The 14,045-nt window shown below is 41.7% G+C and carries 12 protein-coding genes; 3 read left to right on the top strand and 9 right to left on the bottom strand.

Annotated features, from left to right (window positions below):
* Positions 1-335: 335 nt before the first annotated feature.
* Positions 336-1,148: an MBL fold metallo-hydrolase gene (locus LX92_RS14435; protein WP_109651988.1), complete on the top strand. Its 813-nt coding sequence runs from the start codon at positions 336-338 to the stop codon at positions 1,146-1,148.
* Positions 1,149-1,203: 55 nt separating this feature from the next.
* Here the strand turns inward: LX92_RS14435 and ettA are convergent, their stop codons facing one another.
* The 3 genes from ettA to LX92_RS14420 form a co-directional block, all read right to left on the bottom strand.
* Positions 1,204-2,895: an energy-dependent translational throttle protein EttA gene (gene ettA / locus LX92_RS14430; RefSeq protein ID WP_109651985.1), complete on the bottom strand. Its 1,692-nt coding sequence runs from the start codon at positions 2,893-2,895 to the stop codon at positions 1,204-1,206.
* A 37-nt stretch (positions 2,896-2,932) separates the two neighbouring features.
* Positions 2,933-3,115 (bottom strand): CAL67264 family membrane protein, encoded by a 183-nt coding sequence (locus LX92_RS14425; RefSeq protein WP_109651982.1) that lies wholly within the window; start codon positions 3,113-3,115, stop codon positions 2,933-2,935.
* A gap of 74 nt (positions 3,116-3,189) precedes the next feature.
* Positions 3,190-4,173 carry a Gfo/Idh/MocA family protein gene (locus LX92_RS14420; RefSeq protein ID WP_109651980.1) on the bottom strand — a complete coding sequence of 328 codons (984 nt, stop codon included), beginning with the start codon at positions 4,171-4,173 and terminating at the stop codon, positions 3,190-3,192.
* A 77-nt stretch (positions 4,174-4,250) separates the two neighbouring features.
* On the opposite strand from LX92_RS14420, the gene LX92_RS14415 reads away from it, so the two are divergent.
* Positions 4,251-5,879 (top strand): acyl-CoA carboxylase subunit beta, encoded by a 1,629-nt coding sequence (locus LX92_RS14415; RefSeq protein WP_109651977.1) that lies wholly within the window; start codon positions 4,251-4,253, stop codon positions 5,877-5,879.
* Positions 5,880-6,002: 123 nt separating this feature from the next.
* Here the strand turns inward: LX92_RS14415 and LX92_RS14410 are convergent, their stop codons facing one another.
* The 3 genes from LX92_RS14410 to LX92_RS14400 are packed head-to-tail and all read right to left on the bottom strand — an operon-like array spanning position 6,003 to position 9,038.
* A complete protein-coding gene (locus LX92_RS14410) occupies positions 6,003-7,076 on the bottom strand; it encodes an AMP-binding protein (protein ID WP_109651974.1) in 1,074 nt (357 codons plus the stop codon).
* Complete coding sequence (locus LX92_RS14405; protein WP_109651971.1) at positions 7,060-7,995, bottom strand: CPBP family intramembrane glutamic endopeptidase; 936 nt, start codon at positions 7,993-7,995, stop codon at positions 7,060-7,062. Before LX92_RS14405 ends, LX92_RS14410 begins: the two co-directional genes overlap by 17 nt.
* Positions 7,986-9,038 (bottom strand): o-succinylbenzoate synthase, encoded by a 1,053-nt coding sequence (locus LX92_RS14400; protein ID WP_109651968.1) that lies wholly within the window; start codon positions 9,036-9,038, stop codon positions 7,986-7,988. The genes LX92_RS14405 and LX92_RS14400 overlap by 10 nt, the downstream gene beginning before the upstream one ends.
* Before the next feature lie 47 nt (positions 9,039-9,085).
* Between LX92_RS14400 and LX92_RS14395 the strand changes: the two genes are divergently transcribed.
* On the top strand, positions 9,086-9,880 hold the full coding sequence (locus tag LX92_RS14395; RefSeq protein ID WP_109651965.1) for an SDR family oxidoreductase: 795 nt from the start codon (positions 9,086-9,088) through the stop codon (positions 9,878-9,880).
* On the opposite strand, the gene LX92_RS14390 is transcribed toward LX92_RS14395, so the two are convergent.
* The 3 genes from LX92_RS14390 to LX92_RS14380 form a co-directional block, all read right to left on the bottom strand.
* Entirely contained in the window at positions 9,873-10,553 is a 681-nt protein-coding gene (locus LX92_RS14390; RefSeq protein ID WP_109651962.1) for a metal-dependent hydrolase, read from the bottom strand. The genes LX92_RS14395 and LX92_RS14390 overlap by 8 nt on opposite strands.
* A gap of 35 nt (positions 10,554-10,588) precedes the next feature.
* On the bottom strand, positions 10,589-12,556 hold the full coding sequence (locus LX92_RS14385) for a sensor histidine kinase (RefSeq protein ID WP_109651959.1): 1,968 nt from the start codon (positions 12,554-12,556) through the stop codon (positions 10,589-10,591).
* A gap of 711 nt (positions 12,557-13,267) precedes the next feature.
* Positions 13,268-14,026: a LytR/AlgR family response regulator transcription factor gene (locus tag LX92_RS14380; RefSeq protein ID WP_109651956.1), complete on the bottom strand. Its 759-nt coding sequence runs from the start codon at positions 14,024-14,026 to the stop codon at positions 13,268-13,270.
* Positions 14,027-14,045 lie beyond the last annotated feature (19 nt).

The raw sequence follows: 14,045 nt of genomic DNA, 5'->3' as shown, positions 1-14,045 counted from the left end.
AATACGAAGTAAAGAATACCCGAATTTTGGTGTCTCCCAAAAAATCGATAAACGACAAGGCTGTTCTTTTTTTTTGTGGAGCATATGGGATGGATTGTAGGTGGTTTCCCCTTCATTACTGTAAACCATAACGTTCAAGCCCGTATAAATAATGACCGTCTGACTACATTCCGGAAACAAAAACGGGCAAGAAACTATTAAAAACCACCATTGATTATGTAAAAAAGAAGCCATGGCACAAAATTGTATTATATTGAAGTTAAAAATCAGATACTAAAATACCCATATCGCAAATTCTTATTTAAGGATGGAATAGAATCATTAAACCTGAAAAAATGAAAAAACTTATACTTTTCACATTCGTCATCACCCTTTGTAGTATTTCCTGTAAGGATAAAAAGAATATTAGTCACACACTCGACACAGAACCCAAGCTCGAGGCCGATGGTGTGCCCTCCCAAAGTCCATCTGTTAGCCCAACGGTTAAAATCATTCCCATAGAACACGCCACAGCGGTTGTGGAATGGAACGACATTACCATATACATAGACCCAATAGGTGGTGCCGAGGCTTTTAAAGGCCAAAAACAACCTGATTTGATTTTGATCACCGACATTCATGGGGACCATTTGGATATTGAAACCTTACAGGCCCTGGATACCGAAAAAGCAAAAATAATCGCCCCCCAAGCCGTGGCCGACAAAATGCCCAAAGAATTCACGCCCCAAATCGATGTGCTGCACAATGGGGAAAGCAAAGAACGATACGGCATAAATATAGAGGCCATTCCGATGTATAACCTTAGGGAAGAAGCGAAAAAATTCCATGAAGCCGGCCGTGGCAATGGTTATGTACTGAATATCGGTAATGAGCGCATCTATTTTTCCGGGGATACCGAGGACATTCCAGAAATGAGGGCACTACAACACATCGATAGGGCTTTTATCTGTATGAACCTGCCATATACCATGACGGTTGAAAGTGCTGCCGATGCGGTGTTGGAATTTAAGCCCAAACAAGTATATCCTTATCATTACAGGGGGAAACCTGAGGTGAGTGATGTTGCTAAATTCAAAACCATAGTTGAAAAGGGAGATCCGAATATTCAGGTTATCCAACTGGATTGGTACCCGAATGACGAATATTAGCGGAAGTGATTGTAAAAGAAAAGACCCTTCAAAAAATCTTGAAGGGTCTTTTTTATTATCGTATCAGTTTTTTATACTTGATTCGTTTCGGTATCAAATCACCACCCAAACGTTTTTTCTTGTTCTCCTCATAATCAGAGAATGAACCTTCAAAGAAATATACTTGGGAATCCCCTTCAAAAGCCAAAATATGGGTACAAATACGGTCTAGGAACCATCTATCGTGGGAAATGACCACGGCACAACCCGCAAAGTTTTCCAAACCTTCCTCCAAGGCCCGCAAGGTATTCACATCCAAATCGTTCGTAGGCTCATCCAAAAGGAGTACGTTCCCTTCTTCCTTTAAGGTCATGGCCAAATGCAAGCGGTTACGCTCCCCACCGGAAAGCATACTTACCTTTTTGTTCTGCTCACTACCCGAAAAATTGAATCGACTTAAATAGGCCCTTGAATTTACTTGCCTTCCTCCCATCATGATCAACTCTTGCTCATCACTGAAATTTTGCCAAATCGTTTTTTCTGGATCGATATTGGAATGACTTTGATCCACATAGGCTATTTTCGCGGTATCCCCTACTATGAATTCCCCTTTATCCGGGGTTTCCTCTCCCATGATCATTCTAAAAATTGTCGTCTTACCGGCACCATTGGGTCCGATAACACCAACGATACCTGCCTGGGGTAATTTAAAGTTCAGGTCCTCGTACAATAATTTATCACCATATCCCTTACTCACACCTTTGGCCTCAATGACATTGGTTCCTAAGCGTGGCCCATTGGGAATATAGATTTCCAATTTCTCATCGAGCTGCTTTTGATCTTGGCTCATGAGCTTGTCATAATTCTTTAAACGCGCCTTTTGCTTGGTCTGTCTACCTTTAGCCCCTTGACGCACCCATTCCAACTCCCGTTCCAGGGTCTTTTGGTGTTTTGATGCGGTTTTACTCTCTTGGGCCATTCGTTTCGATTTTTGGTCTAACCAACTGGAATAGTTTCCTTTCCACGGTATACCCTCACCTCGATCAAGTTCCAAGATCCAACCTGCAACATTATCCAAGAAATAACGGTCGTGGGTCACGGCAATTACCGTACCCTTATATTGTGCCAAATGATGTTCCAACCAATGTACGGATTCAGCATCCAAGTGGTTGGTAGGCTCATCCAAAAGAAGTATTTCCGGTTCTTGCAACAACAGCCTACAAAGGGCTACCCTTCTTCTTTCCCCTCCAGAAAGTACCCCGATTTTTTTATCCGGTTCCGGGGTCCGAAGCGCATCCATGGCAATTTCCAACTTTGTATCCAACTCCCAAGCATTGGAAGCATCGATTTGATCTTGCAGCACTGCCTGTCGATCCATGAGTTTTTGCATCTTATCCGCATCCTCATAAACTTCAGGCAAGGCAAACATGTCATTGATCTTGTTGTATTCGTCTAAAATCGCTACCGTTTCGGCTGCTCCTTCCCGCACGACCTCAAGGACCGTCTTATCCTCATCCAATTGAGGTTCCTGTTCCAAATACCCCACATTGTAGCCTGGTGAAAACACCACATCGCCTTGGTAATTCTTATCGAGACCGGCTATGATGCGCAATAACGTGGATTTACCTGAGCCGTTTAATCCTAAGATACCGATTTTGGCACCATAGAAAAAACTTAGATAAATGTTTTTTAATACTGGGGTATTCGCATTTTTATACGTTTTGGTAACCCCGGACATAGAGAAAATGACTTTCTTATCGTCGGACATTTGATATTGGGTATTAAATTATTGGAAAATGTAGTGGTTAAACGCGTCCCTTAAGGGCATTGAAAACCCAGGCAATGGCAAAAAAACCAACACCAACCGATGCAAATCCCCATCCGGCAACTTCGTCATATCTAAAAGCCCCTAAAGCTATAAGTGCAAGGCCAACAAATATCATAATAAAGGTAGCCCATGCCAATACAGTATTTTTATTCATTCCCATTTTAAGTTCGTTAGGTTTTTGGTAACTCCAAATATCGTAATTTTTAGATAAAAAGTATCCTAAACACCCCTATTTTATTGCTCGAAGGGAAACTTTATCCCATTTTGGACCCTAATGGTTTCCAATAATTCGGCCAAATCCAAACTGTTTTGATGGGACCATAAATCACTCTGCAACTTCCCTTTTCGCAAACAGGAATTGACTTCCTCTATCTCATACGTATAACCGTTACCTGGTGTGGGTAGTTCAACAGCATCGATCTGCTTCCCTTTCTTTAGGCTATACCCTTGTGCGATATGCCATTGTCCGTTGAGGAATATAGATCCCGTACTGCCCGAAATCTCTGCCTCCATTTTCGATTCGGAGGTTAACCCACTATACAAAATGGCTTGGGCCTTGGGATAATCAAAGATCATCGAAGTTTGGATTTCCACCCCTGTTTTATAAAACTTGGATGATGATTTAATGGTTTCCGGCATCCCTAACAATAAATAGGAAAGAAAAACGGGATATATACCGATATCCAACAAAGAGCCCCCTCCCAAATCGGGATTCAACAATCGACCTTCCTCTGGCCTATCCAAGGCATAAAATGCAAAATCGGCATGCAAATAACCCAATGGCCCTATCTCCCCGGCATCAACCATCGCTTTTGCCTTCCTAATCGAAGGATTAAAGCGTGACCATAGCGCCTCCATAAGAAAAACCTGGTGCTTCCCTGCAACGGCGATCATTGTTTCAATATCCGAACGGTCTATTCCCATGGGTTTCTCACAAAGGACATGTTTCCCATGCTCCATCGCCATAATACTCCATTCCTTATGACCCGTATGCGGTGTGGCAATGTAAACCACATCCACTTCATCGCATTCAAATAAATCCTTATAACTACCAAAGGCATGTTTTGCCTGGTATTGTTTGGCAAATACCGCTGCCTTGTCCATACTTCTTGAGGCAACTGCAGTAATTTCAGCACCATCCACCAAATTGAGGTCGTTGGCGAATTTATGGGCAATACCTCCCAATCCGATAATTCCCCATCGTATCTTTTGTTCCATGTTGATTTAAATTATACCCAAAAGTAATCAATTTTACTCCTTATCTTTAACCAAATATTTCACAAATCCGATAGTATATGGACATTAAGTTCAACAAAAACGAAGATCAAAACAAGTTGCAATTATCCCAATTACGCAAGCGACTGGCCCAAGTGAAATTGGGTGGGGGAAAATCCCGAATCGAGAAGCAACACGCACAGGGAAAGTTGACCGCAAGGGAACGTATCGCCTATTTGTTGGATGACGATGGGGAAAGTATAGAAATTGGTGCATTCGCGGGTGAAGGTATGTATGAGGAACACGGGGGTTGCCCTTCAGGTGGCGTAGTGGTTAAAATAGGCCATGTACAAGGCAAGCAGTGTATCGTAGTGGCCAATGATGCCACCGTTAAGGCGGGCGCTTGGTTTCCGATTACCGGAAAGAAAAACCTTCGTGCCCAGGAAATTGCCATAGAGAATCGATTGCCAATCATCTACTTGGTCGATAGCGCAGGCGTATTTCTACCCATGCAGGATGAAATCTTCCCTGACAAGGAACATTTTGGTCGCATCTTTAGGAATAATGCCATTATGAGCAGTATGGGCATCACCCAAATTGCCGCGGTCATGGGGAGTTGTGTTGCCGGTGGCGCCTACTTGCCCATCATGAGTGATGAAGCCTTGATCGTTGATAAAACAGGTAGTATTTTCTTGGCCGGAAGTTATCTGGTTAAGGCCGCTATCGGGGAACAGATCGACAACGAAACCTTAGGGGGGGCAACGACCCATAGTGAGATAAGCGGAGTAACCGATTACAAGGCCAAGGATGACAAGGACGCCTTGGATAAAATTAAAAATATCGTGGATAAGATCGGGGATTTTGACAAAGCCGGCTTTAATCGTAAACCCGCCCAAAACCCCAAGGAAAACGTTGCCGATATCTACGGGATCATTCCCGGTTCGAGAACGGATCAGTACGATATGGGAGAAATCATCAGTCGATTGGTCGATAATTCGGAATTCGAGGAATACAAGGCAGGTTATGGAAAAACCATAGTAACAGGCTACGCCCGTATCGACGGATGGGCCGTAGGGATTGTCGCCAACCAACGCAAAGTGGTTAAGACAGCCAAAGGCGAAATGCAATTCGGGGGTGTGATCTATTCGGACTCCGCGGATAAAGCCACCCGTTTTATCGCCAATTGCAACCAGAAGAAAATTCCGTTGGTCTTTTTACAGGATGTTACCGGATTTATGGTAGGCAGTAAAAGTGAGCAAGGGGGCATTATCAAGGATGGGGCTAAAATGGTGAATGCCGTGAGTAACTCCGTTGTTCCCAAATTCACTATCGTGATTGGCAATAGTTATGGCGCAGGTAATTATGCCATGTGTGGAAAGGCATACGACCCAAGATTGATTGTAGCCTGGCCCAGTGCAGAACTTGCCGTTATGAGTGGCAATTCTGCCGCCAAGGTTTTATTGCAGATTGAAAAAGCCTCCTTAAAGAAAAAAGGGGAAACAATTACCAAAGAAAAGGAAGAAGCCCTCTTCAACAAAATAAAGGAGCGATACGACGATCAGGTTTCCCCGTATTACGCTGCTGCGAGATTATGGACAGATGCCATCATAGACCCCTTGGATACCCGTAAATGGATATCACTGGGCATAGAGGCGGCCAACCATGCGCCCATAGAAAAACAATTCAATATGGGGGTGTTGCAAGTATAGTGGTTAGAGGTCGAAATTCTTTTTGAATTTAACATCGAGACGCTTCGTACGGAATACGCATATCACGATGCCATAAAGTAGGGCAATAATAACCCCCCTTAACGGTATACGCCCTATTCGCTTTTAAATGCTTTGTATTTTAGCCAAGGTATCCCTTCGTGAAATCTTGCCATTTATAGTTTCAACGAATTTTTCAACAAATATGATTTCCTTAGGAACCTCATGCTTTTTCAATGTCTGCAAGGTTTTAATTTTTTCCGAAAGATGATCATCCTCCTGTTTTCCTTCAATCAAAAGAATCAATTTTTGCCCCAATAGATCGTCCGGCAAACCTGTAACAAAATATCTTTGGTTCAAAACGGAATTAAGTTTACTTTCTATCTGTTCAGGCAACAACTTAATTCCTCCTGAATTAATCACATTATCATACCTCCCCAACCATTTAAATTCTTTATTGGAAACCAGTTCTACGATATCATTTGTGACAATTCGTTCATTATTTAAGTTGGGCGCATGTAATACTAGGCAATTTCTATTGTCTTTTTCTATGGAGATATTGGGCAATGTTTCAAAGCAATCCTTGGCACCATTGTTGATTTTCTTCACGGCCACATGGGTTATGGTTTCCGTCATACCATAAGTCTCATATATATCTGTCATTTTATCCTGAATCTTCGCTTTAAGGTCTGAGGACACTGGAGCACCACCGACGATCAAGGTTTTGATATGGTTGATTTTGTCCAAGGAATTTTCCAATTGCAAGGGAACCATGGCACTGAAATGATAACAACGTTCCGAATCTTTTAAAGGGGTCGAGGAAGGCGGCACCCAGTCCAATTCCAAACCAAGGACCATTGACCTTATGAACATCATTTTCCCTGCAATATAATCCCCGGGAAGGCAAAGCAAAGCAGACTGCCCAGGCCATAGATCAAAATAAGAACCCGTAATTTTGGCCGAATTGACCATATTTTGTTTTTTTAACAATATTTCTTTTGGTTCCCCGGTTGAACCTGATGTCTTTACGGGGATATAATCGTTCTTATCGATCCAATCCAATAAAAACTCACCCATTGCCTTTTGGTATGACTTGCCTTCTTTGATCAAGCTATAGCTTATTTCCCCTAAATCTTTGTAATCAATGGATGCCCCGTTCCATTTGAATTTATAATGAATATCCCTATACATGTGTTTCATTTGTATTTTGTGCGATAAAAGCGTCCTTATCCATTACTTTTCCCGTGAGTCTCTCTTTCCAGTTCGTCCAACCATATTTTTTTGAGAAAATCAACAAAAGGATCGGATAGATCACCAAGACAGGAATAAAAATATCCCATCCCAATGTGGGTTGTGAGACATCCTTATAAATCGAATTGGTCTGAAAAGCCGTCCAGTCCGCGGTTACCAGCAATGCTGCTGTCAGGTTATTCGCTGCGTGAAAACCAAGTGCCAGTTCAAGTCCCTCATCCATCAAGGTCAGTATCCCCAAAAAGAATCCGGTTCCTATATAGAATACCATGATGCCATATCCTATCTTACCCACTTCGGGATTGGCGGCATGCATAACCCCAAAAAGAACGGAAGTGACGATCAAAGGCACCCATCTATTCCTGGCCATGATCCCGAGGCCTTGCATCAAATGTCCCCGAAACATATACTCTTCAAAACTGGTTTGTAGTGGTACCAGGACTACCGCCATCACGAACAATATTAAAAAAGGTACGGGTTTAAAGTTAAAGACATAATCATCTGGCGACATCATGATATCGGCCAACATCATTACGGTGGTTATACCTCCCCAAAGCAAAAAGGAAAACATTACACGTTTCCAATCCACCTTTTTTCGGGAAGTCGTCAAGGAGGTGATGGACTGTCCGTGAACCAAATACACCCAGCCCAGGATAACAAAGAAACCGGCCACCAAAGGACCGATTGCCAAGATAAAGAATACATTAAGCCCAATTTTATCGATGATATCGGCCATCATCACATCGACATCCACTGGCGAATTAATGGTCATAATATAATTTATCACCATCATCGCTGAAAACCCCAAAATAGGAACCCAATATTTCCATAATCCCAAATTCCCTCTGTATCCCTGTTCTATATACATAATTTCGCTATTAAATTTGGTTGCCAACCCTTATTCGCCCGGCTATAAATATATCCTTTTTTTACTTCAAGTGGACTTTCAAAATTATTGGTATAAAGGCCACCGGTTCCCAACCCCTGTGGCATTGTATTGTTCAAGGTATAGGTCCATTGCGCAATGGCATTCAAACCAATATTACTTTCCAGGGCACTGGTTATCCACCATCCAATCCCCATACGTTCGGCAATTTCAATCCATTCCCCACTCCCCTTGTACCCCCCAACCAAAGTAGGTTTTAGAATAATGTATTGGGGTTTTACGGTTTGTAACAGCTCTTCCTTTTGCGTTACATCAATAACCCCGATCAATTCTTCATCCAAGGCAATGGGCAACGGCGTTCTTTTACATAGGTCTTTCATTTCCAGAATATTGCCCTGCCGTATGGGCTGTTCTATGGAATGCAATCCGAAATTGGACAATTCCGTAAGTTTACCCAAGGCCTCTTCCGGTTTAAATGCCCCATTGGCATCGACCCGCAATTCAATCCGGTCTTCGGAATACTCCTTACGAATAGCCTCTAAAAGGGAAATTTCAGATTGAAAGTCAATAGCCCCTATTTTCATTTTAAGACAACGGAACCCTTCCTCCAATTTCTGTTGGATCTGTTCCAACATATACCCCTTATCCCCCATCCAAATGAGTCCGTTTATAGGGATTGATGCTTCCTTACTGGTGAAAGCCGAGGGAAACAACCTATAGGGATCCCCTGACTCCAAGGACAAAAAGGCCTGCTCGAGTCCAAACTGGATACTCGGAAATGACCTCAGTTCCTCCCACAATTGGGACAATCCTCTTTCTATATGGTCACAAGTCCATTGAAGCTTGGCTTCATATTCAGGCACATCATCATAACTGAGGCTTTTAAACATGCCACATTCCCCGATTCCAAAACGACCTTCTTTTTCCAAGATCAGGAACCAAGTTTCCTTTTGATTGAGAATCCCCCGTGAAGTACCACTGGGTCTTTTAAAATCTAATGTGTATTTTTTTACTTTAGCTTGCATTCGATGCTGCCAAATTTAATTATATTTTAGGTCTAAAATCTAAAGAAATGCAAAGTATCGAGGGTAAAGTTATTTGGATTACAGGGGCATCTTCCGGTATTGGTGAAACGTTGGCCTATGAATTGGCCAAAAAAGATTGCAAACTGATCCTTTCCGCCAGGGATGAAAGTGCCTTACAAAAGGTAAAGAGCCGTTGTGTCCAGACCGATCATATAAGGATTTTACCCTTGGATTTAGGGGATTTGGATACGATGGGAGCCCATGTGACCAAAGCCCTCACCTTTTTCAACGAAATTGATATCCTGATCAACAATGCGGGCATTAGCCAACGTTCCTTGATTATCGATACCGAATTGGGGGTGTACAAAAAATTGATTGATATTAACTATTTGGGCACCGTCGCATTGACCAAAGCCCTACTCCCTTATTTCATTAGAAGGAATATAGGTCATTTTGTTACAGTGACCAGCTTAATGGGGAAATTCGGTTCTCCCTATCGGTCGGGTTATTGTGGTGCGAAACATGCCCTACACGGGTTCTTTGACGTTCTGAGGATGGAACACGAAAGGGATGGGGTCGATGTAACCCTTATTTGTCCCGGGTTTGTACAGACCAATATTGCCAAAAATGCCCTTACCGCAAACGGAAGCCAACAAATCAAGGACGATGTCGCTACCCAAAACGGTCTTCCGGTCGTTGTTTTTGCCAAAAGAATGATCCGGGCCATCGAAAAGAAAAAGTTCGAGGCCTATATTGGCCGAAAAGAGACCATGGGTATTTATCTCAAACGCTTTTTCCCAAGGCTACTGCACAAGTTTGTCTTAAAGAGCCAGGTTATATAACGATATGCTCCCCTATATCCAACAAATGTAATTTCTTGCCGGCACTCTTGAATTTATCGATGGCTACTTTATGGTCGATTTCAATATATCCAAAAGTATCGAAATGATATCCCAATATGTTGTTGCATGCCACAAAGTCCGAGGCTAGGATAGCATCATCAATCCCCATGGTGAAGTTGTCCCCAATCGGAAGAACGGCCAAATCCAATGATGTGGTCATGGGAATGAGTTTCATATCCATGGTCAAGGCCGTATCACCGGCGATATAGATATGTTTTCCCTCGGTAGAGAGAATGAATCCCCCTGGTTGCCCTCCATAAGACCCATCGGGAAAGGAAGAGGTGTGAATGGCATACACGTACTTGAGGTTCCCAAAATCGAATTGCCAATTGCCCCCATGGTTCATAGGATGGACCTTGATACCCATGGATTCAAAATGTGTCGCTATCTCAAAATTACTGACCACCACAGCACCGGAAGCCTTGGCAATGGCCTCCACATCCAAAATATGGTCTTGGTGTGCATGGGTAACGAGAATATAATCCGGATTCAAATCCTTGATATTGATTTTTCCGGAAGCCTTTTCGTTTCCAGAAATAAAGGGATCGACTAAGATGCACGAATTTTCAGCTTCAATCATGAGTGAAGCATGACCTAGGAAAGTAATTTTCATTTTTGAAGTTTTTAGTACTTCAAAGTTACAGAACTCTATTTAAAATTAAACCAGAAGTGAACCCCTTCCGAAACTTTATCCACATTTAAACTGGTTTGTAACTGGTTTGCCAAACGATTCATTAGTCGGATACCCATAGAGGATTGGGCACGTATGTCGGTATCCTCGGGTAGGCCCACCCCATTATCGGTATATTCGAAAAATCCTTCCTGTCCGTTCACTTTTCGGATATGGATGTAGATCTTTCCATTCTCTTCATCGTTTGGAAAGGCATATTTAAATGAGTTGGAAACCAATTCGTTCAATATCAATCCAAAGGGTATGGCCCGATCGATATCCAATTCGACCCCCTCGGCATCAATGGTAATGTTAATGTTGTGTCCACCCTTCTTATAAACGGATTGTACGCTATTGATCAGACTTTCGATATAGCCTTGCATCTCAATTACGGAAAGGTCGTCATTCTGATACAGTTTTTGATGTATCAACGCCATAGCCTTTACCCTACTCTTACCCTCTTCCAGGGCTTCTATGGCAGCTTTGCTCCGCGTATTCTTGGTCTGTAGGCTCAATAGACTTGAGACCATCTGGAGATTGTTCTTTACCCTATGGTGGATCTCTTTCAATAAAGAGTCCTTCTCTATCAGTGAATTTTCAATAATGTGTTTTTGTTCCGCAATCAAACGTTGATTCTTAATACTCTTCAAATACGCATATACAAGACCTGCAAAACCTAAGAGCGTGAATACCAATGAAATGAACACCAAGCTGATCTTTTCATCCTGGGCCGTCATTTCCAAGCGTTGTTGCTCTAAACTCTTTTTCTGTTCTTCGAACATGGCTTGGGTATTGGCGAGATCACGCCCCATTACGGTAGCCAATTGTTGCGTTCTGAGTTCAGACTCATTAATGTCTATGGAGTCCCTAATACGCATATTCCGTTTTAGGTATGCCGCGGAATTTTGGTAATCCCCTGTTTTGTCATAATAAGACGCCAGCAAACGGTTTCTTTTGAGAATATGTTCGGTTTTCGTGAGGTTCACATCAGAACTCAAATATTCCACAGCCTTTTCATAATCCTCCAATTGCAAGTAACAGTTGGCGATTTCCAAGGTGTTTTCCACAATATCATCGGAATATTTCCCTTTACTGTTCTCCATGATTTGCTCAATCCCAGATTCAAGAAAAGGAATGGCCACCTCATATTGCCCCAATTGGGAATAGCACTTACCGATATTACCATCAATGACGCCCATAAGGCTATTGGCGCTGATCAGTTCGTTTTCGGTCTTAACTACGGTAATGTTGTTAAGATATACCGTTAAATGGCCCTTGGCCTCTTTATATTTATTGAGTGCAACCGATGGGGAATTGTCCAATCGCAGATAATTACCAATATTGTTATGGTATTTGGCCTGGCTGAACTCGTCATCGTCGGGAAAGGTTTTCCGCACCTCGATGATATAATCCTTCATTGCCTTTCGGTGCAAACCCAAATTGGAATATATGTCATAAAAGGCAATATCATCGGTAAGGCCGAGATCTTTCTTTTCTTTACGTATATCGATTTGTTCTGCGTAGAGTGCTAGCTGGGAATAATTCTGATCCATCAATCCCAAGAGCTTCGCCTTAAAATCAAGGCTCAGTTGTTCCTTAATATCATACAATTCGCTTGATATAGCCAAACTCTTATCGTAATCACCCAAGTCATAATAGACCTGGGATTGCATCAACATATAATCCCGTATGGCTATGGAATCTTTTTGTTTGATGGCCTCATTCAAATATTGGTTCACGGCATCCAACCAATCATAGGCCGAATTCTGTTTATACCTGTTGGGAGCCCCGAAAAAATAAGAAAACCGTTCGGCGTTTTGATCCTGGTTCTTAAAATTGAGATAAACATCGTCAACCAATGGGACCGAATCTTGGGATAGCGCCGTAGGAGCTATAAATAAGCTAAGAATGCTAAAAAATAAAAAATTGCCAAGCAGCTTTTTCATATGTAATAAAAAACCAGATTATTTTATATAATCCGTTTTATAAGTTTTTTGTTGTAAATCAAATCCTTCCATACTCGTATTAGCGTATCGTTAGAACGAAATTTTACAACTGTGATTGTCCTCGTTTAATAAATCGTACCCTATTTTAACAAAATGCAAGGCATTCCACTAAAAAGGGTTTTGTCCCCCTTGGTTGATATGCAACATCAATACCCCACAAAAACGCAGGTTTTATTCCGTTATCAAGTAAGTTTGGGGAAACTAATTGAACCATAAAATTATGGCATAGGTCGGCTGACCCGGCAATTATGTTGTGAAACTGCCTTTTTCTGTTGTGAAACGATGAATTGGGACATTCCTATGTATTTCGTCGTCTTTTTATTGCATTTCATGGAGTTTTGTAGGAAAACAGGAAGTCTCCAAGGCATCCCATTCCACGAATGGCCAAAAGAAACTTTTACAACTAAAAAGAGCCTTGTCGTTAAAACAAGGCTCTTTTACGAGAACACTATATGAAAATGAAAAATTTTATACTTTTTTAAGCGGTAATACCTTGTTTCGTATCACATGGCTAATATAGAAGCATTCACCACTTTCCAAAACTTAATGTTGTGAACAATGCGATTTCTGTGGTGAACGTGGGCTATACCGTTATCACAAAAAAAAAGAGGTGCTGATATGCACCTCTTTATAGTTATGGTTTCCTTAACCCTAGGAATTCATTGCCGAAATAATGAATTCCTTAAAATCCTTACTGATCGGAATCAAATTATTGTTGATCATGATATCCTTGGAGTTGATGGCATCAATATGATCCACATTGACGATATAGGATTTGTGTGCCCTATAGAACTTGTTCTTAGGTAATTTTTCGAGATAGTCCTTCAATGGTGAACGTACCAGGAATTTTTTGTCAACCGTATTCACTTCCAAGTATACATTGTCCGCTTTTATAAATTGGATATCCCCAAATTGGATCCTGTAATACAAATGCTGTTTTTTTACAAAAATGGAATCCTTAAGAACAGAGTTGGACATGGGTACGTCATCGTCATTGACCTTATTTTCAACGGGAGCCTGCTTATTGGTACCGTATGTAAAATTGGAAAGAGCAATCTCGATGGAGGTATAAAGATCTTGTTGTTCAAAAGGTTTCACCAAATACCCATTCGGTTTCACTGTTTTGGCATTTTCCACCGTTGCCCGGTCCGAGTTGGAAGTAACAAAGATGAAAGGAATATCATAATTCTCCCGAATATGTTTACCCAAATCTATCCCAGTCTTATCGGATGCCAGAATAATATCTATCAGAACCAAATCGACTTGTTCGGTTTTCAATACTTTTTCCGCTTGTTCATACACTATGACGTTGTCAACAATCTCATAGCCTATTTCTTCAAGCATTGATTGCATATCGTCGGCAATAATCACGTTATCCTCAACGATCAATATTCTAATGGGTTGTTCCAAGACATTTGTGGTTTAGTAA

It is taken from the genome of Maribacter polysiphoniae, assembly GCF_003148665.1.
GTDB classification, from domain to species: domain Bacteria; phylum Bacteroidota; class Bacteroidia; order Flavobacteriales; family Flavobacteriaceae; genus Maribacter_A; species Maribacter_A polysiphoniae.
Note: the sequence above shows the minus strand (reverse complement) of the source record. Positions and strands in the feature narration are given on the sequence as shown.